The sequence below is a fragment of the Thauera sp. SDU_THAU2 genome, assembly GCF_038260575.1.
In the GTDB taxonomy this organism is placed as follows: Bacteria; Pseudomonadota; Gammaproteobacteria; order Burkholderiales; family Rhodocyclaceae; genus Thauera.
In genome coordinates this window covers 3,100,133-3,119,576 of record NZ_JBBWUN010000003.1, presented here as the reverse complement: position 1 = coordinate 3,119,576, position 19,444 = coordinate 3,100,133, and the positions used below count along the sequence as shown (strand labels likewise).

The window sequence follows — 19,444 nt, the reverse complement described above, 5'->3', positions numbered from 1 at the left end:
GGCGTCCGTCCGTGCTGCGGGTGACCGCTTTCGGCTCCGGCTCAATCCGGCTGCCGGCGCTCGTTCGCCGCGGCGCTGATCGCACGTACCGCGGGGTGGGTCAGCCTGCGCTCCACCGAGATCGCGTAATAGGTTTCGACGACGTCTTCCGCAGTGCCGAGGTGCACCATCGCATCCTGGCGGCAGAGCTGTTCGCCGACCGCCAGGGCGCTGGGGAAGATGCCGGCACCGGCTTCGGCGAAGGCGCGCATCAGCGCGCTGTCGTCGAATTCGCCGACGATGTGCGGCTTCAGCCCGGCGGCGTCGAGCCAGCGCAGCAGCGGGCCGCGCACTGCGGCTTCGCTGCCCGGCAGCAGCAGCGGTGCGCCGTTCAGGTTGTGCGGAAAGTCGTTGCTCAGGGCTGCAGCCAGGCTGGGCGCGGCGAAGAAGCCGATGGTCGATTCGCTCAGCTTGTGGCTGTAGCCGCGCACGTCCATGTTCGGCGGCATCGGGCCGTCGGCGAGCACGACGTCGAGCTTGTGGATCGCCAGCTCTCCGAGCAGGGCATCGAACTTGCCTTCGCGGCAGACGATGCGCATCGGCTCGGCCAGCGTCATCGACGGCGCCAGCAGCAGCCAGGCGATCGTCTTCGGCACCACGTCGGCGACGCCGACGCGAAAAGGACGGCGCGACCGCTGGCGCGGCTGCGGATCGCTTCTTCCAGTTCGTCACCGAGGCGGAAAATTTCTTCGGCATAATCGAGGGCGACGCGCCCGGTATCGGTCAGCGCCAGCCCGCGCCCCTGGCGTTTGAACAGGCTGACGCCGAGTTCGGCTTCGAGCGTGGCGATCTGGCCCGACAAGGTTTGTGGTGCGAGTCCGGAACGTTCTGCGCCGCGCACGATCCCACCTGCTCGGGCGACGGTCCAGAAATGATGCAGCTGCTTGTAGTTGATCATGGCCCGCTCCCGGCTAGGATTGATACTTCGAAAAAATCGGATGCATATTCTGTTGAACCGAGATTCTATCGAAGCGTCTGAGGTTTAGTATCCGGCAGGCGTCCAGCCTGGCGGTGATGCGCAACTACCAATAAAGGAGACTCGAGATGCGAATCGATCTGCATTGTGAGGGCGTCGAAGCCGCGCCCGTCCTGCGTGATTACGTGACCCGCCGGATGGGCTTCGCAATCGGACGTTTTCGTGACCACATCCAGTGGGCGCGCGTGAAAGTGGCCGACGTCAACGGCCCGCGCGGCGGCCAGGACAAGCGTTGCGTGGTACAACTGCGCCTGCGCAACCTGCCCGACGTGGTTTTCGCGATCACCCAGATCGACGTCCGCGCTGCGGTGGACCAGGCTGCCGAACGTGTCGCCCGCGTGCTTGCCCAGCGCGTGCGCCGTGTCCAGCGCCCGAACCGGGCTCGCATCGGCTCGATGCAGGTGCAGCCGGCCTGACGTCAGAGTGCTGGCGCCGGGGCAATTCGATACCCCAAAACAAAACCCCCTGACCGGAGGAAGCAAGACCATGGAAAACCGCCTTTCGACGACGACTCGCTCCGAAGCATCGGTGCTGTCGACCAACAAGGTCATCCGCAACACCTACATGCTGCTGTCGCTGACGCTGGCCTTCTCCGCACTGACGGCCGGGCTGTCGATGGCGATGGGGCTGCCGCACCCGGGGCTGATCATCACCCTGGTCGGCTATTTCGGCCTGCTGTTCCTGACGACGAAGTTCCGCAACAGCGGCCTGGGCATCCTGTTCGTGTTCGCGCTGACGGGCTTCATGGGCTTCACGCTCGGCCCGATCATCTCGGCCTACATGTCGCTGCCCAACGGCGACACCATCGTGATGCAGGCGATGGCCGGTACCGCGGCGATCTTCCTCGGCCTGTCGGCCTACGCGGTGACGACCAGGAAGGATTTCTCCTTCATGGGCGGCTTCCTGATGGTCGGCATCCTGGTGGCCTTCCTGGCCGGCCTGGGCGCGATCTTCTTCGAGATTCCGGCGCTGTCGCTGACCGTGTCCGCCGCCTTCGTGCTGCTGATGTCGGGCCTGATCCTGTACGAGACCAGCAACATCATCCATGGCGGCGAGACCAACTACGTGATGGCGACGGTGACGCTGTTCGTGTCGATCTTCAACCTCTTCACCAGCCTGCTGCACCTGCTGGGCTTCATGAACAACGACTGATCGGCGGTTCGCCGCAATCGTGTGCGGGGTGGTTGCCGAAAGGCGGCCACCCCGCTTGTTTATGGCCGTGTAGCAGGTTTTCCGGGCATGTTTGTCCGAATGCGATGGGTCCGGGGCGGCCCGTGTGGCGTTACAATGGCGCACATTTCTCAGTGGGAACGGTTGGATGAAGACCACTTTTCTGGATTTCGAACAGGCGGTTGCCGAACTGGAAGCGAAGATCGACCAGTTGCGTTTCGTGGCGGACGACCCCGCCGTGGACATCTCCGAGGAGATCGCCCGCCTCGAAGCCAAGAGCCAGTCGCTGACCAAGGACATCTACGCCAAGCTGACACCGTGGCAGATCGCCCAGGTCGCGCGCCACCCGCAGCGGCCCTACACGCTCGACTACGCCCAGCACATCTTCACCGACTTCGAGGAACTGCACGGCGACCGCGCCTTTGCCGACGACAAGGCCATCGTCGGCGGCCTGGCGCGTTTCAACGGCGAGAGCTGTGTCGTCATCGGCCACCAGAAGGGCCGTGACACCAAGGAAAAGATCGCGCGCAACTTCGGCATGCCGCGGCCCGAGGGCTATCGCAAGGCAATGCGGCTGATGAAGCTGGCCGAGAAGTTCGGCCTGCCGGTGTTCACCTTCGTCGACACGCCGGGCGCCTATCCCGGCATCGGTGCCGAGGAGCGCGGCCAGTCCGAAGCCATCGGCCACAGCCTCTACCTGATGGCCGAACTGCGCGTGCCCATCATCGCCACCATCATCGGCGAAGGCGGTTCCGGCGGCGCGCTGGCGATCGCGGTCGGCGACCAGGTGCTGATGCTGCAATATTCCACTTATTCGGTGATCTCGCCCGAAGGCTGCGCGTCGATCCTGTGGAAGAGTGCCGACAAGGCGGCCGAGGCGGCCGAGACCATGGGCATCACCGCGGCGAGGCTGAAGTCGCTCGGCCTGGTCGACAAGGTCGTCAATGAACCGATCGGCGGTGCCCACCGCGATCATCGCACGATGGCGGCGTCGCTGAAGCTGGCGCTGGCCGAGTCGCTGCGCCAGCTGGAGCATCTGTCGCCCTCCGAACTCGTGGCGCAACGCTACGAGAAGCTGATGAGCTACGGCCGCTTCAAGGAACAGGCGGCCTGAAGCCATGTTGCCGGAGGCCGCTTCCCGCAGCTTGAAGGCAGCGGGAGTCGGCCCGGGTGCGCGCCTGTGCTGTGCGCTGTCGGGCGGCGTCGATTCGGTCGTGCTGCTGCATGTGCTGCATGCCCTGGCGCCGCGCCTGGGGTTTTCGCTCAGGGCGGCCCACGTTCATCATGGCCTCAGCCCGAACGCGGATGCGTGGGCCGAGGCTTGCGGGCGGCGCTGCGCCCGGTTGCAGATTCCCTTCTCCCTGTTCCGCGTGACCGTGCCGCGCGACGATGCCGCCGGGCTCGAAGCCGCTGCCCGGCGCGTGCGCCATGCGGCGCTCGATGGCGTCGATTGCGACTGGCTGGCGCTCGGCCATCACCTCGACGATCAGGCCGAAACCCTGCTGTTCCGGCTGCTGCGGGGCAGCGGCGTGCGCGGCGCGGCGGCGATGGCGGCGTTCGAACCGCCGCAGGCCGGCCGGCCGGGGCGCTTGCGGCCGCTGCTCGACTGCCGCCGTGCCGGGATCGAAGCCTGGGCGCGAAACCACGGGCTGAGCTGGGTCGAGGACGAAAGCAACGCGGTGCTGGACCACCGCCGCAATCATCTGCGCCATCGCGTGCTGCCGGCGCTCGGTGAGCGTTTTCCGGCGGCGGCCGTGACGCTGGCGCGGGCGGCAGGGCATTTCCGCGAGGCAGGCGATCTGCTCGACCAGCTTGCCGAACTGGATCATGCCGCCTGCGGCGGGCAAGCGCTGAAAAGTGAGCGCCTGCTGGCCTTGCCCGATACCCGCATCGCCAATCTGCTGCGCTGGCTGGCGCGGCGGCAGGGCTTCCGCGCACCCGGCCAGGCACGGCTGGGCGAGGCGCTGCGCCAGATGCGCGCGGTGCCGGCTTCCCATCCACTGCGCCTCGAACTGGGCGATCTGGCCTGCTGCATCTACCGGGGCGAACTGTGGCTGGAGTCGAGTCTCGCCGAACGCCCGCGGCCGCAGCCCTGGCAAGGCGGCGCCCGCCTGCCGTGGGGGGCGGGCAGCGTCGATTTCCGTCCCACCGTCGGCGCAGGCATCGCCCGTGCCGCAATCGACGGCCTGGCGCCGGTCGTGCTGGATGCGTATCGGCCCGGCCTGAAAATGCGCCTGGGCGTGGGGCGGCCGCGGCGCAGCTTCAGGAAGCTGTGCCAGGAAGCGGGGATTCCGGCCTGGATGCGCGAACGCCTGCCCGTGCTGTGGATCGGCGGCGAAGCGGCCTGGATCGGCGGCATCGGCGTCGCCGCGGACTTTGCCTGCGAGGCGGGCAGCGCCGGTCTGGTGCCGGAGTGGAGGCCGGGGGGAGAAAGCCGGTGACGACCGGCCCGCAGCAGCTTCAGCCGCGCAGGTCGGTCAGGATCTGCGCCAGTTCCACCGCCGAGCGAACGGCCATCTTGTCGAAGATGCGGGAGCGGTGCGCTTCGACGGTGCGCATCGAGATCGACAGCTCGTCGGCGATGACCTTGTTGTACTTGCCTTCCAGGATCAGCTCCATGACTTCGCGTTCGCGCTGCGTCAGCGTCGCCAGCCGGGCTTCGATCGCTTCGCGGCCGGCCGCGGCGCGCTGGCGTTCGGCATCGAGGGCGAGCGCCTTTTCCACCAGTTCGACCAGGTCGTGGTCGTTGAAGGGCTTTTCGATGAAATGGAAAGCGCCTTTCTTCAGCGCCGCCACCGCCATCGGCACGTCGCCATGGCCGGTGATGAAGATCACCGGCAGCCGGCAGCCGCGCGCCAGCAAGGTGTCGAAGCATTCGAGCCCGCTCATGCCCGCCATGCGGATGTCGAGAACGATGCAACCCTGCCACTCCGGCTGCCATGCGGCGAGGAATTGTTCGCCGCCTTCCCAGACCTGGCAGGCGACGCCGCGTGTCTTGAACAGCCACTGGAGGGCGTCGCGGATGGCGTCGTCGTCGTCGATGATGTGCGCGCAGGGCGGATTCATGCGTTTTCCACGGGAAGCGTCAGGGTGAAGATGGTACCGCCGCCGGGTGCCGCGTCGAAAGCGAGGCGGCCGTGGTGGAGTTCGGCGATGGAACGGCAGATGTTGAGCCCCATGCCCATGCCTTCGCGCTTGGTGGTGAAGAAGGGTTCGAACAGGCGGGCGGCGGTATCGGCCGGAATGCCGCAGCCGTGGTCGGTGACCCGGACGGCGACGGCCTGGCCTTCGAGCCGGGTGGCGACGAGAATCTTTCTGTCGGCGGGCGGCGTGTCGCGCATTGCGTCCATGCCGTTGCGTACCAGGTTGACGACGATCTGCTCGATCATCACGGCATCGGCCCTGACGGGCGGAAGCCCGGGGGCCAGGTCGAGGACGAGCTGCATCCGCCGTTTGCGGACGTCTGCTTCGATCAGGCCGGCAGCGTCGCGGACGACGGCATTGAGATCGATCTGATCCAGCCGGGGCTCCGAGCGGCGCACGAAGTCGTGCACCCGGCGGATGATCTCGCCCGCGCGGCGGGCCTGGCGCCCGATCTTGCGCTGGATGTCGAGCAGGTCGTTGCGCTCGGTGTCGGTGCTCTGCAGGTGATGCAGGCAGCCGTCGGCATAACTTGCGATGGCCGTCAGGGGCTGGTTGAGCTCATGCGCCAGGGTCGAGGCCATTTCGCCCATCGTCACCAGCCTCGACGTGGCCTGCAGCCGTTCTTCCTGTTGCTGGGCCAGTTCGCGGGCGCGTTTCTGCTCGGTGATGTCGAGCACCGAGCCCATCCAGCCGGTCTGGCGGCCACGGGCGTCGATCAGCGGTGCTTCGAACAGCAGCACGTCGACCAGCTCGCCATTCTTGCGGCGGAAGCGCAGCTCGATGCCGTCCGGGGTCGAGCCGGTGTCCTCGAGGCGGTCGAGCAGCTCCTGGCGCTGTTCGATGTGGTTCGGCAGCCAGTAGGGCAGCGGGGGCTCGAGGCCGATCAGTTCGTCGGCGCTGTAGCCGGTGATGCGGCAGAAGGCGGAGTTCACATAGGTCAGGCGGCCATCGAGGTCGCGGGCGCGCATGCCGGTCAGCATCGAATCTTCCATCGCCTTGCGGAAGGCCGATTCGGCCCGTAGCGCGATCTCGGCCTGCTGGCGGCGGGCAAGCTGGCGGCGGAGCTGGGTCACGCTCCAGACGATGGCGCCGCCGAGGAGCACGATGGAGGCGGTCAGCAGCAGCGGAATCCAGCGCGCCTCCGGCCTGTAGGCGGTGATCTGCAGGCTCAGGCCATGGCCGGGCGGTTCCAGGGGAATCTGATAATCGAGCTGCGACGACAGCGGTGCGACCTTCGATTTGGCGGCGATCTCGTTTCCGTCGCTGTCGAGCACCGCGACCCGGTAGCGTGTCGAAAACCACCAGGGCAGATCGCGGACGACGATGTCGTTCAGCGAATAAATCCCGGTCACCATGCCTTTCAGCGCATTGTCGGACCAGACCGGGATATGTACCTCGAAGCGATGCTTGCCGTTGCTCCCCGGATAGGGCGGGCCGTAAGTGGGGCGGCCGATGTTGCGTGCGAGCTGGAAAGGCGTATCGACGAGGGAAAGGTCGGCCGCCTCGTCCGTATCCGGGGCGGGCAGCGGCGGCATGGCGCCGGCCAGGGTGCCGTCGGGCGCGCGCCAGAGGATGCGCACCAGCCCCCGCCCCTGGGTCAGCAGGTGTGCCAGGCGGGCTTCGGTCTGCTGCTGCAGCCGGGGGGCGAACAGATCCGGGCCGAGCTGCTGGAGGTCCGCTTCGTTGCGGTCGAGCTCGAAGCGAAGGTTCTGCTCCATCCACAGCACATCGCTGATCAGCGTGGATCGCTGTTCGTCGGCGTCGTACTGGCGCGTCAGCCAGACGAGCGCGGCGATCGCCGCGAGGAACAGCGGCAGGGCGAAGTAGGAGACCCGGCCCACCCAGCGGGCGCGTCCGGGCGCGACCTGGAGGGGCGGAGTGTCGGCAGGAGGCATGAAGTCGGTGTGCAGGCGCGACAGGAGTGTGTGCGGATGGTACCCGGCTGGGACTGCGGATTTCCACAATAGAACCGATCGACGGCTACAAAGGATACTGATGGTGCTGTGCAGAAAATTTATCGGTGCAGTCAGCTCCGCCGGTCGCTGCCGTCCGGCGGAGCACGCAAACATCAATATATGAACGCCGTTCATTCGGAGGGGAGAAATCCATGAAGATCCGTGCACTTCTGGTGGGTTTGGTCGCTGTAGGCCTGTCGGCGGCTGCTGTCGCTGCCGATCCGATCATCATCAAGTTCAGCCACGTCGTCGCGCAGGACACGCCCAAGGGCAAGGCTGCCGACAGGTTCAAGGAGCTGGCCGAGAAATACACCGATGGCGCGGTCAAGGTCGAGGTGTACGCCAACAGCACCTTGTACAAGGACAAGGAAGAGATGGAGGCGCTGCAGCTGGGCGCGGTGCAGATGCTCGCCCCCTCGCTGGCCAAGTTCGGTCCGCTGGGCGTGCGCGAATTCGAGGCCTTCGACCTGCCCTACATCTTCGATGGCTACGAGGCCCTGAACAAGGTGACCAAGGGTCCGGTGGGCGAGCAACTGCTGGCCAAGCTGGAGCCGCGCGGCATCAGGGGCCTGGCCTACTGGGACAACGGCTTCAAGTCCTTCTCGGCCAACACCCCGATCCACAAACCCGAGGACCTGCGCGGCAAGAAGATGCGCATCCAGTCGTCCAAGGTGCTTGAAGAGCAGATGCGCGAAGTGCGTTCCCTGCCGCAGGTGATGGCCTTCTCCGAGGTCCTACCAGGCGCTGCAGACCGGCGTCGTCGATGGCACCGAGAACCCGCACTCCAACCTGTACACCCAGAAGATGCACGAAGTGCAGAAGCACATGACGCTGACCGACCATGGTTACCTGGGCTACGCGGTGATCACCAACAAGAAGTTCTGGGACGGCCTGCCCGCCGACGTGCGCGGCCAGTTGGAGAAGGCGCTGGTCGAGGCCACCGACTATGCCAACCAGATCGCCAAGGAAGAGAACGACAAGTCGCTGGAAGCGGTGCGCGCCTCGGGCAAGACCGAGATCTACACGCCGACCGACGAGGAAAAGGCAGCGTTCAAGAAGGCCTTCGTTCCGGTGCACAAGAAGATGGAGTCGCGCGTCGGCGCCGCGACGCTGAAGTCGATCTACGAAGCGACCGGATTCGATCCGTCCAAGCTGTAATCGGACATGAGCTGAGCCCCTGCACGCCCGTCATGCACCTGGTGCGGACGGGCGTTTCTTTGGGAGAGAACAAGACATGAACAAGCTTCTGGATCGACTGGAAGAGTTCATCATCGCCTCGCTGATGGCGGTGGCGACGGTGGTGATCTTCGTATCGGTGGTGCACCGCTACCTGTCGGGCTACGAGATTCCGGGCCTGCAGGACTGGCTGCTGGACATGAACTTCGGCTGGGCGCAGGAATTCTGCATCATCCTGTTCGTGTGGATGGCCAAGTTCGGCGCGGCCTACGGGGTGCGCACGGGCATTCACGTGGGCGTGGACATCCTGATCAACAAGCTCACGGGCAGCTCGCGCGCGGCGCTGATCAGCATCGGGCTGATCTGCGGCATCGTCTTCACCGGGCTGATCGGGCTGTTCGGCGCGTTCTTCGTGTGGGAGAACGGCATGGCCTACGAGACGCTGACGCTGCTGGGCGGCGACGTGGGCGAGTACTACGAAGGGCCGACGACGCCGGACCTGGACTGGCCGACGTGGATGGTGTATTCGGCGGTGCCGCTGGGCTCGTTCCTGATGTGCTACCGCTTCGTGCAGGTGCTGATCAGCTTCGGGCGCACGGGCGAGCTGCCGACGCACGACCACGGCCACGTCGAAGGGCTGGACGAAGAGCAGGACGAGAACGTGCTGCTCGAAGGCGAAGCGATCTCGATCGCCGAGGACATCGAGCACGCCGAGCGCCTGGCCGAAGAAGCGCGGCGCAGGCAGGGCAAGTGAGGAGATGAGATCATGACCAATACGATTGCAATCTTCGGCCTGCTCGTCGTCCTGATGGCGATCGGCATGCCGGTGGGGGTGGCGCTCGGGCTGACGGTGCTGAGCTTCATGTTCCTGTTTACCGATGTGCCGCTCGAGTCGGTGGCGCTCAAGATGTTCACCGGCATCGAGAAGTTCGAGATCATGGCGATCCCGTTCTTCATCCTGGCGGGCAACTTTCTGACGCACGGCGGGGTGGCGCGGCGGATGATCAACTTCGCCACGGCGATGGTGGGCCACCTGCGCGGCGGGCTGGGGATGAGTGCGGTGCTGGCCTGCGCGCTGTTCGCGGCGGTGTCGGGTTCGAGCCCGGCGACGGTGGTGGCGATCGGCTCGATCCTGATCCCGGCGATGATCAAGCAAGGCTACCCGCTGCGCTTCGGCGCCGGGGTGGTGGCCTCGGCCGGTGGGCTGGGGATTCTGATCCCGCCCTCGATCGTCATGGTGATGTACTCGGTGACGACCAACACCTCGGTGGGGGCGCTGTTCATGGCGGGGGTCATTCCGGGGCTGCTGCTGGCGTTCATGCTGGGGCTGTGCACCTGGTACGTGGCGCAGAAGAACAACTACCCGACGCTGGCGCGCACGAGCTGGGCCGACCGCATGAAGCACTTTCGCAAGGCCTTCTGGGGGCTGATGCTGATCGTGGTGGTGATGGGTGGCATCTACTCGGGAATGTTCACGCCGACCGAGGCGGCGGCGATGAGCGCGGTGTACGCGTTCTTCATCGCGGTGTTCGTGTACAAGGACCTGACGTTCAAGCAGATCCCGCGGGTGCTGCTGGACTCGGCCAACATGAGCGCGATGCTGCTGTTCATCATCGCCAGCGCGGTGCTGTTCTCGTTCATCCTGACCAGCGAGCAGATCCCGCAGCGCATGGCCGACGCGATCGTGGCCAGCGGCATGGGGCCGATCGGCTTCCTGATCGTGGTCAACATCCTGCTGCTGGTGGCCGGTGCGCTGATGGAGCCGTCCTCGATCATCCTGATCCTGGCGCCGATCCTGTTCCCGGTGGCGGTGGCGCTGGGGATCGATCCGATCCACTTCGGGGTGATGATCGTGGTGAACATGGAGATCGGCATGATCACGCCGCCGGTGGGGCTGAACCTGTTCGTGGCCAGCGGCATCACCAAGGCGGGGCTGACCGAGATGAGCAAGGCGGTGATGCCCTGGTTGTGGACCATGCTCATCTTCCTGATGATGATCACCTACATCCCGAGCATCTCCACCTTCCTGCCGAAAGCGCTCGGAATGATGTAAGCGCCTGAGCGGCAAGCGAAGCACGAAGCCCGGTCCGTCGCCGGGCTTCGTGCATTCTGCCGCCCGCCGCGAGTGTTTCATCGTGCATCCTGCAACATGCAGGCGCGCTCGCTCGGGGTAGAATCTCGCGCGCCCCGCCCGCTCGGAAACCTCATGGAATATCTTGCCCTGCTGGTCGACCTGCTGCTGCACGTCGACCGCCACCTTGCCGCCTTGCTGGCCGAATACGGCAACTGGATCTACGCGATCCTGTTCCTGATCGTGTTCTGCGAGACCGGCCTCGTCGTCACGCCCTTCCTGCCCGGCGATTCGCTGCTGTTCGTGGCCGGCGCGCTGGCCGCCGGCGGCGGCATGGATCCGGCGATCCTGATCGGCGTGCTGTTCGTCGCCGCGGTGCTGGGCGATTCGGTCAATTACTCGATCGGCAGGCATTTCGGCGGGCGCATCTCGCAATGGCCGGACAGCCGCTTCTTCAACCGCCGCGCGCTGGAGTACACCCGCACTTTCTACGAGCGCCATGGCGGCAAGACGATCATCATCGCCCGCTTCATGCCGCTGATCCGCACTTTCGCCCCCTTCGTCGCCGGCATGGCGCCGATGGACTACCGCCGCTTCGTCGCCTTCAACGTGCTCGGCGCTGCGCTGTGGGTCGGCCCGCTGGTGATGCTCGGCTACTGGTTCGGCAACCTGCCGGTGATCCAGAACAACCTGACACTGGTGATCCTGGGCATCATCGCGCTGTCGCTGATGCCGCTGTTCATCGGCTGGCTGCGCCATCGCGCCGGGGCGGCGCGCGCGCGCGCCTGAGCCCGAAGCCGGGCCTCGGCCGTTCCGCGCCGGCAGTACGGCGGCTGCGGCTGATGTCCCGTGTTCAGCCTTGTCTCCGAGCCGGCTTGGAAACCTGCTAAAATTCCCTGTTTTTTTCAAACACCGCTTGGAGCTTTTCATGGCAATCGAACGCACCCTTTCCATCATCAAGCCCGACGCCGTGGCGAAGAACGTCATCGGCCAGGTCTATGCCCGCTTCGAAGCCGCCGGGCTGAAGATCATCGCTGCCAGGATGGTGCACCTGTCCGAACAGGAAGCCGGCCAGTTCTACGCCGTGCACAAGGAGCGTCCGTTCTTCAAGGATCTGGTGTCCTTCATGACCTCCGGCCCGGTGATGATCCAGTGCCTCGAAGGCGAGAACGCGATTGCCAAGAACCGCGAGCTGATGGGTGCCACCGATCCGAAGAAGGCCGACAAGGGCACGATCCGCGCCGATTTCGCCGACTCGATCGACGCCAACGCGGTGCATGGCTCCGATGCGCCGGAAACCGCTGCCGTGGAAGTGGCTTTCTTCTTCCCCGGAATGAACGTTTACTCGCGCTGAGCGGTCCGTTCCCACGGCCCGTCGCGCACGCCGCGGTGCTCCGGCGCCGCGCGCGGCGTGGTCGGGCCGTTTGCATTACAGGACTGAAGTTTCAGGCATGAGCATTTCCCAGCCGCCATCCCGGTCGATATCCAAGCCGGTCAATCTGCTCGATTTCGACGTCGACGGTCTCGTCGCCTGGTTCGCCGGGCTGGGCGAGAAGCCGTTCCGCGCCCGCCAGGTGATGCGCTGGATGCATCGCGAAGGCTGCGCCGACTTCGACGCGATGACCGACGTCGCCAAGGCCTTGCGCGCCAGGCTCAAGGAGTCGGCGGTGATCGCCCCGCCGGTGCCGGTGCGCGACTCGGTGTCGGCCGACGGCACGCGCAAGTGGCTGCTCGACGTCGGCAATGCCAACGCGGTCGAGACCGTGTTCATCCCTGAAACCCACCGCGGCACGCTGTGCGTGTCCTCGCAGGCCGGCTGCGCGCTCGACTGCGCGTTCTGCTCGACCGGCAAGCAGGGCTTCAACCGCAACCTGTCGGCGGCCGAGATCATCGGCCAGCTGTGGCTGGCCAACACCTTGCTCGGCGCGGCGCGGGACGAGGGGCAGGTCGGGGGGCAGGACCTCGAAGCCGGCGAGAAGGACAACGGCCGCATCATCAGCAACGTGGTGATGATGGGCATGGGCGAGCCGCTGGCCAACTTCGACAACGTCGTCACCGCCTTGCGCCTGATGCTCGACGATCACGCCTACGGCCTGTCGCGCCGCCGCGTCACGGTATCGACTTCGGGCATCGTGCCGGCGATGGACCGGCTGCGCGACGAATGCCCGGTGGCGCTGGCGGTGTCGCTGCACGCCTCCAACGATGCCTTGCGCGACAAGCTGGTGCCGATCAACCAGAAATACCCCTTGCGCGAGCTGATGGCTGCCTGCCGGCGCTACCTGGAGCGGGCGCCGCGCGACTTCGTCACCTTCGAGTACGTGATGCTCGACGGCGTCAACGACAGCGAGGCCCATGCGCGCGAACTCGTCGCGCTGGTGCGCGACACGCCGTGCAAGTTCAACCTGATTCCGTTCAACCCCTTTCCGAATTCGGGCTTCCTGCGCTCGCCGGCGGAACGCATCCGCCGCTTTGCCGCTATCCTGATCGACGCCGGCATCGTCACCACCACGCGCAAGACGCGCGGCGACGACGTGGATGCGGCCTGTGGCCAGCTTGCCGGCCAGGTCCAGGACCGGACCCGGCGCACGGTGCGCCTGAAGCAGGCAACGGAGGAACGTTCATGAAGCAAAACCTTGCGCTGGCCGGTATGCTGCTTGCGGCCGCGCTCGCGGCAGGCTGCGCCACGGCGCCCGGAACGCGGGGGACGGGCGATCCGGCGGTCAGCCGGCCGATGTCCGACATCTCGCCTTCGACGCCGGCCGAAACCCGTGCCCGCGTGCATGTCGATCTCGGCATGGCCTACTTCGAAATCGGGCGCAACGACGTGGCGCTGGACGAAGCGCGCATCGCGCTCAACGACAGCCCCGGCTATGCGCCTGCCTACCATCTGCTCGGGCTGGCCTACATGATGATCGAGGAGAACGGTCTGGCGCGGCAGAATTTCGAACTGGCGCTGCGCCATGCACCGGGCGATCCCGAGTTCAACAACAGCTACGGCTGGTTCCTGTGCACCCAGGGCGAAGAGGCGCGCGGACTGGAGCGGCTTGCCCAGGCGGCCCGCAATCCCTATTACCGGCATGCGACGCGCCCCTATACCAATGCGGGGCTGTGCCACCTGCGGCTCGGCGACCTTGCCGCGGCCGAAACCCAGTTCCTCGCCGCCGTGCAGGCGGAGCCGTCGAACAACCAGGCGCTGTACCAACTGGCGGACATCGCCTATCGTGGCGGGCGCTACGATCAGGCCAGTGCCTTCCTGATCCGCCTGCATCGGCAGAGCAACCCGACCGCGGCCTCGGCCTGGCTCGGCCTGCGCACGGAGCGCCGCCTGGGCAACCGGGATGCCGAGGCCAGCTATGCCGCGCAGCTCGAGAGCCGCTTCGGTTCGTCCGAGGAATACCAGAAGATGACGCAAGGGAAGTACGAGTGAGCAGCATTCAATCCCAGGCTTCCGCCACGCCGGAGGTCGAGTCCGCCGCGATCTCTCCCGGCAGCCGTCTGCGCCAGGCGCGTGAGCGGCGCGGCGAGTCGGTGAGCGAGGTCGCGTTCGCGCTGAAGCTGAATCCGCGCCAGGTGGCGGCGCTGGAGTCGGACGACTTCGCCGCGCTGCCGGGCATGGCCTTCGTTCGCGGCTTCATGCGCAACTATGCGCGCTATCTCGGGCTCGATCCCGCGCCGCTGCTCGATGAGGTGCGGCGCCTGAGCGGCGGCGGCGCGGTCGATCTGACGCCGATCCGCAACGCCGAAGGGGAAATGCCGAACGGCAGCGGCTCGAAAGTGCGCACGGCGCCGATCGGCTGGATCGTGCTGGCGCTGCTGCTGATGGTGCTGGTCGGCTGGTACTTCGACTGGTTCCAGACCGAGCCCTCGGTCGCCGAGACCACGCTCGAAGCGCCGGTGATGGGCGGCGTCCGCGTCGAGCCGGCGCTGCCGCCGGCAACGATGGCACCGTCGGCCGTCACGCCGCCCACGGCAGCCGAGCCGGCTCCGGCCGCGGCCAGCGAGGTTCCGGCGACTGGCGATCCGGCGGCCGGCGATCCGGCGACCGCCGTCCCGGCGGGCTCTCCGGCCGCCGATGCAGCACCGTCGGAGCCCGCTCCGCCAGCCGCAGGTGCTGCGGACGCGAGCGTGGCCCAGACCGATTCCAGCGCAAGCGAAGCGGGCTCGGCCGGTGCCGAGCCTGCCCCCGTGCCCTCGGCCGGCAACGGGGTGCTCGCTTTCCGCTTCAATGGCGAATCCTGGATCGAAGTGCGCGATGCCGGTGGAAGCGTCGTCTATTCGGGCATCAATCGTGCCGGTGCCACGCGCAACGTCCAGGGCAGGCCGCCGTTCGCGCTCGTCGTCGGCAATGCGGCCAACGTGAGCCTCGAATTCGATGGCAGGCCGGTCGATCTGGCTGCCCACACCAAGGTTTCGGTGGCGCGCCTCACCGTCCAGTAAACGATGTCGATCAACATGATCCAAGACGATAAGCCTTTCTCAGCCGCTGCCGGGCCGCGTGGCCGGCATCCGACGCGCCAGGTGGCGATCGGCCGCGTACGCGTCGGCGGTGATGCGCCGGTGGTGGTGCAGTCCATGACCAATACCGATACCGCGGACGTGCTCGGCACCGCGATGCAGGTCGCCGAACTGGCGCGGGCCGGTTCGGAACTGGTCCGGATCACGGTGAACAACGAAGCCGCGGCCAGGGCCGTGCCCCACATCCGCGACCGCCTGCTGGCGCTGAACATGGACGTGCCGCTGGTCGGCGACTTCCACTACAACGGTCACAAGCTGCTGACCGACTTTCCGGCCTGTGCCGAAGCGCTGGCCAAGTTCCGCATCAACCCCGGCAACGTCGGTACCGGCGCCAAGCGCGATCCGCAGTTCGCCGCCATCGTCGAGCTCGCCTGCCGCTACGGCAAGCCGGTGCGGATCGGCGTCAACTGGGGCAGCCTCGACCAGTCGGTGCTGGCGCGGATCATGGACGAGAACGCCCGCCGTGCCGAGCCGAGCGACGCCGGCGCGGTGATGCGCGAGGCGCTGGTGGTGTCGGCGCTCGAATCCGCCGCCAAGGCCGAGGAATACGGCCTGGCCGGCGACCGCATCATCCTGTCGGCCAAGGTCTCGAGCGTGCAGGACCTGATCGGCGTCTATCGCGATCTCGCCCGCCGCAGCGACTATGCGCTGCATCTGGGCCTGACCGAGGCCGGCATGGGCAGCAAGGGCATCGTCGCGTCCTACTGCGGCGCTGTCGGTGCTGCTGCAGGAAGGCATCGGCGACACCATCCGCATCTCGCTGACGCCGGAGCCCGGCGGCAGCCGCACGCAGGAAGTCGTGGTCGCGCAGGAGATCCTGCAGACCATGGGTCTGCGCGCGTTCACGCCGATGGTCACGGCCTGCCCGGGCTGCGGCCGCACCACCAGCACCTTCTTCCAGGAACTGGCGTCCAGCATCCAGGACTACGTGCGGGCGCAGATGCCGGTGTGGCGGGACCAGTACGACGGTGTCGAGAACATGACGCTGGCAGTGATGGGCTGCGTGGTCAATGGGCCGGGCGAGTCCAAGCATGCCAACATCGGCATTTCGCTGCCCGGCACCGGCGAATCGCCGGCCGCGCCGGTCTATATCGACGGCCAGAAGGCCGTCACGCTGCGCGGCGACAACATCGCCGCCGAATTCAAGGCCATCGTCGATGACTACGTGGTCAGCCATTACGTGAAGAAGGGCGTCTGAGCCTGCGGCGCCCGGCCGTGCCGGGCGTCAGGTAATCTCGCAAATCCAGCCAGCAACGACAACGCCTCCGGGCGACACCGACAAGACCAAGCACCCATGAGCCAGACCCTGCAAGCCGTGCGCGGGATGAACGACATCCTGCCCGACGACGCCGAAACCTGGGAATACTTCGAAGACATCGTGCGCGACTGGCTGCAAAGCTACGGCTATCGCCCGATCCGCATGCCCATCGTCGAACCCACGCCGCTGTTCAAGCGTGCGATCGGCGAAGTGACCGACATCGTCGAGAAGGAGATGTATTCCTTCGAGGACGCGCTGAACGGCGAACACCTGACGCTGCGCCCCGAAGGCACGGCCTCCTGCGTGCGCGCGGCGATCCAGCACAATCTCGTCGCCTCGGGCGGCCCCCAGCGGCTGTACTACTACGGCCCGATGTTCCGCCACGAGCGCCCGCAGAAAGGGCGCTACCGCCAGTTCCACCAGATCGGCGTCGAGGCGCTGGGTTTCGCCGGCCCCGAGACCGATGCCGAGCTGATCCTGATGTGCGCCCGGCTGTGGGAAGACCTCGGCCTCGAGGACGTCGCCCTCGAGATCAATTCGCTGGGTGCGCCGGAAGAGCGTGCCCGGCATCGTGCCGCGCTGATCGCCTACCTGGAGCAGCACCAGGACAAGCTGGACGAGGACGGCAAGCGGCGCCTGTACACCAATCCGCTGCGCATCCTCGACACCAAGAATCCGGATCTGCAGCCGATCGTCGAGGCCGCGCCCAGGCTGGCGGACTACCTCGGCGAGGAGTCGAAGGCGCATTTCGAGGCGGTGCAGGTCTTCCTGAAGGATGCCGGCATTCCGTTCCGCATCAATCATCGCCTGGTGCGCGGCCTCGACTACTACAACCGCACGGTGTTCGAGTGGGTGACGACGCGGCTGGGCGCGCAGGGTACGATCTGCGCAGGCGGGCGCTACGACGGCCTGGTCGAACAGCTCGGCGGCAAGCCCCAGCCTGCGGCGGGCTTCGCCATCGGCATCGAGCGCCTGCTGCTGCTGTGGAAGGACTGCGGCGGCGAGCCCGAGCGGCCGGCGGTCGACGCCTACGTCGTGCATATGGGCGATGCCGCGGCGCGGCTGGCCTTTCGCGCCGCCGAAGCTTTGCGTGCGCATGGCTTTGCCGCAATCCTGCATTGCGGCGGCGGCAGCTTCAAGTCGCAGATGAAGAAGGCCGATGCCAGCCGCGCGCCGGTGGCGCTGGTGATCGGCGAGGATGAAGCCGCCGCCGCAGAAGTGGGCCTGAAGCCGATGCGCGGCCCGGGTGCACAGCAGCGCGTGGCGCTCGATGCGCTGCCCGAGGCGATGGCGGAGCTGCTGTATGGCGGTGATGACGAAGAAGGGGCTGAATGATGGCGGTATATGATCTCGAGGAACAGGAACAGATTTCCGAACTGAAAGCCTGGTGGGCGCAGTACGGCAATCTGGTGGCGACGATCGCGGCACTGGCGGCGCTGGCCTCGGTCGGCTGGCAGGGCTGGCAGTGGTACCAGAACCGCAATGCCGCCGAGGCCGGCGCGCTGTACCACGTCGTGCAGAAGGCGGCGGACGGCCAGGAGGCGCAGCAGGCGCGTGATGCCGCCGGCCGCCTGATCGGCGACTACCCGGGCACGACCTATGCGCAACTGGGCGCGCTGCTGTCGGCAGGCACCCAGTTCAGGGCCGGCGAGCTGGACAATGCGCAGGCGCAGCTCGAATGGGCGGTGGACAAGGGCCAGGACCCGGCACTGCGCGATCTGGCCCGCCTGCGCCTGGCCACGGTGCTGCTGCAGAAGGGCGAGCTCGACGCCGCGCTGGCCCGCCTGCAGGCGGCGCCGGTGGATGCGTATGCCGCGCGCTTCGCCGACCTGCGCGGCGACGTGCTCGCCGCGCAGGGCAAGGCGGCGGAGGCCCGCAATGCCTATCAGGCCGCGATCGACACGCTCGCCCGCGAAGGCGAGCAGGCCGTGACCCTGCGCGAAGTGGTGCGCGTGAAACTCGAATCCCTGGAAGGCTGACCGATGAAGCTTGCTTCCCTGCGTCTCGTACCGCTCGTCGCCGCGGCCGTGCTGGCTGCCGGCTGCTCGTCCCTCAACCCCTTCGCCAGCGACAAGCCGAAGCCGGCGCCGCTGGCCGAGTTCAAGCCGAACGCCGAACTGGTCCAGTTGTGGCGTGCCGACATCGGTGAATCCGGCCCCTATCTGTTCGAGCCCGCGGTGGTCGGCGACAGCGTCTATGCCGCCGGCGAGGACGGCGACGTCGCCCGCTTCGAAGGCGGCCGCGCGGTGTGGCGGGTGGATGCCGACACCCGGCTGTCCGCGGGCGTCGGCGCCAGCCGCAGCCTCGCCGTGGTGGTGACCGCGAGCGGCACCGCGATCGCCTACGACGCCAACGACGGCAGCGAGCGCTGGCGTTCGAGCATCGGCGCCGAGGTGCTGGCGCAGCCGGCGGTCGATGGCGAGCTGGTCGTGCTGCGCGCCTCGGACAACCGCCTGATCGCATTGAACGCACGCGACGGCAGCCGGCGCTGGATCTATCAGCGCGCCAATCCGCCGCTGGCGCTGCGCAACTTCTCGGGCGTTCTGCTCGAAGGCAACGTCGTGCTCGCCGGCTTCCCGGGCGGCAAGCTGGTCGTGATCAATTCGGTCAACGGCGGTGCGATCACCGAGCTGTCGGTGGCGAATCCGCGCGGTTCGACCGAGCTCGAACGGGTTGCCGACGTCGCCGGCACGCCGGTCGCGGGCCGCCGCGAAGTGTGCGCGGTGACCTATCAGGGGCGCATGGTCTGCTTCGACACCAGCAACGGCAATGCGCTGTGGGCGCGCGACTTTTCCAGCAGCGTCGGCATGGACCGCGATGCGCGCTTTGCCGTCGCCACCGACGACCGCGATGCCGTGCATGCGCTCGACGTCTATAGCGGCGCCAGCGTGTGGAAGCAGGATGCGCTGGCGCGGCGCGCGGTGTCGCGGCCGCTGATCGTCGGCGACCACATCGTCGTCGGCGACATCGAGGGCTATGTCCATGCGCTGGATCGCGATACGGGCGCTTTCGCCGCGCGCAGCCGCGCCGGCGACGGCCCCTTGTCGGCGGCGCCGCGGCCCTTCGGGCGCGGTTTCGTCGTGCAGGGGCGCGACGGCACGGTCGCGGCCTATGAACTGCGTTGAGGCGGGCGCCCTGAA

16 protein-coding genes and 3 pseudogenes are annotated in these 19,444 nt (G+C 67.0%); 16 read left to right on the top strand and 3 right to left on the bottom strand.

Features of this window, described 5'->3' with window-relative positions; genetic code table 11:
- Positions 1-41: 41 nt before the first annotated feature.
- Positions 42-937: pseudogene (locus AAFL97_RS16245) on the bottom strand (LysR family transcriptional regulator).
- Between the two features lie 146 nt (positions 938-1,083).
- Here AAFL97_RS16245 and AAFL97_RS16240 point away from each other — a divergent pair.
- From AAFL97_RS16240 to tilS, 4 genes are all read left to right on the top strand, one after another.
- Positions 1,084-1,431, top strand: a complete 348-nt coding sequence (locus AAFL97_RS16240; RefSeq protein ID WP_341645794.1) for an HPF/RaiA family ribosome-associated protein — start codon at positions 1,084-1,086, stop codon at positions 1,429-1,431.
- A 70-nt stretch (positions 1,432-1,501) separates the two neighbouring features.
- Positions 1,502-2,167 (top strand): Bax inhibitor-1/YccA family protein, encoded by a 666-nt coding sequence (locus AAFL97_RS16235; RefSeq protein WP_341645793.1) that lies wholly within the window; start codon positions 1,502-1,504, stop codon positions 2,165-2,167.
- Between the two features lie 166 nt (positions 2,168-2,333).
- The gene (locus tag AAFL97_RS16230; RefSeq protein ID WP_341645792.1) at positions 2,334-3,299 is read left to right on the top strand and encodes an acetyl-CoA carboxylase carboxyltransferase subunit alpha; all 966 of its coding nucleotides are present in this window, start codon (positions 2,334-2,336) and stop codon (positions 3,297-3,299) included.
- Between the two features lie 31 nt (positions 3,300-3,330).
- Positions 3,331-4,626, top strand: a complete 1,296-nt coding sequence (gene tilS / locus AAFL97_RS16225; protein WP_341645791.1) for a tRNA lysidine(34) synthetase TilS — start codon at positions 3,331-3,333, stop codon at positions 4,624-4,626.
- A gap of 19 nt (positions 4,627-4,645) precedes the next feature.
- On the opposite strand, the gene AAFL97_RS16220 is transcribed toward tilS, so the two are convergent.
- Together AAFL97_RS16220 and AAFL97_RS16215 are read right to left on the bottom strand one after the other, a co-directional pair.
- Positions 4,646-5,251, bottom strand: coding sequence for a response regulator transcription factor (locus AAFL97_RS16220; RefSeq protein ID WP_341645790.1), 606 nt, complete (start codon positions 5,249-5,251; stop codon positions 4,646-4,648).
- Complete coding sequence (locus tag AAFL97_RS16215) at positions 5,248-7,224, bottom strand: sensor histidine kinase (RefSeq protein WP_341645789.1); 1,977 nt, start codon at positions 7,222-7,224, stop codon at positions 5,248-5,250. Before AAFL97_RS16215 ends, AAFL97_RS16220 begins: the two co-directional genes overlap by 4 nt.
- A 212-nt stretch (positions 7,225-7,436) precedes the next feature.
- Here AAFL97_RS16215 and AAFL97_RS16210 point away from each other — a divergent pair.
- From AAFL97_RS16210 to bamB, 12 genes and pseudogenes are all read left to right on the top strand, one after another.
- Positions 7,437-8,442: pseudogene (locus tag AAFL97_RS16210) on the top strand (TRAP transporter substrate-binding protein).
- A 76-nt stretch (positions 8,443-8,518) separates the two neighbouring features.
- The gene (locus AAFL97_RS16205) at positions 8,519-9,214 is read left to right on the top strand and encodes a TRAP transporter small permease (RefSeq protein ID WP_341645788.1); all 696 of its coding nucleotides are present in this window, start codon (positions 8,519-8,521) and stop codon (positions 9,212-9,214) included.
- Between the two features lie 12 nt (positions 9,215-9,226).
- Positions 9,227-10,513 carry a TRAP transporter large permease gene (locus AAFL97_RS16200; RefSeq protein ID WP_341645787.1) on the top strand — a complete coding sequence of 429 codons (1,287 nt, stop codon included), beginning with the start codon at positions 9,227-9,229 and terminating at the stop codon, positions 10,511-10,513.
- A gap of 153 nt (positions 10,514-10,666) precedes the next feature.
- Positions 10,667-11,320 carry a DedA family protein gene (locus AAFL97_RS16195; RefSeq protein ID WP_263462077.1) on the top strand — a complete coding sequence of 218 codons (654 nt, stop codon included), beginning with the start codon at positions 10,667-10,669 and terminating at the stop codon, positions 11,318-11,320.
- 139 nt (positions 11,321-11,459) lie between these two features.
- Positions 11,460-11,885: a nucleoside-diphosphate kinase gene (ndk, locus tag AAFL97_RS16190; RefSeq protein WP_341645786.1), complete on the top strand. Its 426-nt coding sequence runs from the start codon at positions 11,460-11,462 to the stop codon at positions 11,883-11,885.
- Between the two features lie 97 nt (positions 11,886-11,982).
- Positions 11,983-13,155, top strand: coding sequence for a 23S rRNA (adenine(2503)-C(2))-methyltransferase RlmN (rlmN, locus tag AAFL97_RS16185; RefSeq protein ID WP_341645785.1), 1,173 nt, complete (start codon positions 11,983-11,985; stop codon positions 13,153-13,155).
- Positions 13,152-13,958, top strand: coding sequence for a type IV pilus biogenesis/stability protein PilW (gene pilW / locus AAFL97_RS16180; RefSeq protein ID WP_341645784.1), 807 nt, complete (start codon positions 13,152-13,154; stop codon positions 13,956-13,958). The genes rlmN and pilW overlap by 4 nt, the downstream gene beginning before the upstream one ends.
- Positions 13,955-14,968 carry a RodZ domain-containing protein gene (locus tag AAFL97_RS16175; RefSeq protein WP_341645783.1) on the top strand — a complete coding sequence of 338 codons (1,014 nt, stop codon included), beginning with the start codon at positions 13,955-13,957 and terminating at the stop codon, positions 14,966-14,968. The genes pilW and AAFL97_RS16175 overlap by 4 nt, the downstream gene beginning before the upstream one ends.
- 15 nt (positions 14,969-14,983) lie before the next feature.
- Positions 14,984-16,244 (top strand): annotated as a pseudogene (gene ispG / locus AAFL97_RS16170) (flavodoxin-dependent (E)-4-hydroxy-3-methylbut-2-enyl-diphosphate synthase).
- 96 nt (positions 16,245-16,340) lie between these two features.
- Positions 16,341-17,639, top strand: coding sequence for a histidine--tRNA ligase (gene hisS, locus AAFL97_RS16165; RefSeq protein WP_341645782.1), 1,299 nt, complete (start codon positions 16,341-16,343; stop codon positions 17,637-17,639).
- A complete protein-coding gene (locus AAFL97_RS16160) occupies positions 17,639-18,283 on the top strand; it encodes a YfgM family protein (RefSeq protein WP_341647183.1) in 645 nt (214 codons plus the stop codon). Before hisS ends, AAFL97_RS16160 begins: the two co-directional genes overlap by 1 nt.
- Before the next feature lie 3 nt (positions 18,284-18,286).
- The gene (bamB, locus tag AAFL97_RS16155) at positions 18,287-19,429 is read left to right on the top strand and encodes an outer membrane protein assembly factor BamB (protein ID WP_341645781.1); all 1,143 of its coding nucleotides are present in this window, start codon (positions 18,287-18,289) and stop codon (positions 19,427-19,429) included.
- Positions 19,430-19,444: the final 15 nt, after the last annotated feature.

Coding starts and splice junctions, on each gene's coding strand:
- bamB (WP_341645781.1), top strand. CDS start 18,287: ATGAAGCTTGCTTCCCTGCGTCTCGTACCGCTCGTCGCCGCGGCCGTG.
- AAFL97_RS16200 (WP_341645787.1), top strand. CDS start 9,227: ATGACCAATACGATTGCAATCTTCGGCCTGCTCGTCGTCCTGATGGCG.
- AAFL97_RS16205 (WP_341645788.1), top strand. CDS start 8,519: ATGAACAAGCTTCTGGATCGACTGGAAGAGTTCATCATCGCCTCGCTG.
- AAFL97_RS16195 (WP_263462077.1), top strand. CDS start 10,667: ATGGAATATCTTGCCCTGCTGGTCGACCTGCTGCTGCACGTCGACCGC.
- AAFL97_RS16230 (WP_341645792.1), top strand. CDS start 2,334: ATGAAGACCACTTTTCTGGATTTCGAACAGGCGGTTGCCGAACTGGAA.
- rlmN (WP_341645785.1), top strand. CDS start 11,983: ATGAGCATTTCCCAGCCGCCATCCCGGTCGATATCCAAGCCGGTCAAT.
- AAFL97_RS16160 (WP_341647183.1), top strand. CDS start 17,639: ATGGCGGTATATGATCTCGAGGAACAGGAACAGATTTCCGAACTGAAA.
- AAFL97_RS16220 (WP_341645790.1), bottom strand. CDS start 5,251: ATGAATCCGCCCTGCGCGCACATCATCGACGACGACGACGCCATCCGC.
- pilW (WP_341645784.1), top strand. CDS start 13,152: ATGAAGCAAAACCTTGCGCTGGCCGGTATGCTGCTTGCGGCCGCGCTC.
- AAFL97_RS16215 (WP_341645789.1), bottom strand. CDS start 7,224: ATGCCTCCTGCCGACACTCCGCCCCTCCAGGTCGCGCCCGGACGCGCC.
- ndk (WP_341645786.1), top strand. CDS start 11,460: ATGGCAATCGAACGCACCCTTTCCATCATCAAGCCCGACGCCGTGGCG.
- AAFL97_RS16235 (WP_341645793.1), top strand. CDS start 1,502: ATGGAAAACCGCCTTTCGACGACGACTCGCTCCGAAGCATCGGTGCTG.
- AAFL97_RS16240 (WP_341645794.1), top strand. CDS start 1,084: ATGCGAATCGATCTGCATTGTGAGGGCGTCGAAGCCGCGCCCGTCCTG.
- hisS (WP_341645782.1), top strand. CDS start 16,341: ATGAGCCAGACCCTGCAAGCCGTGCGCGGGATGAACGACATCCTGCCC.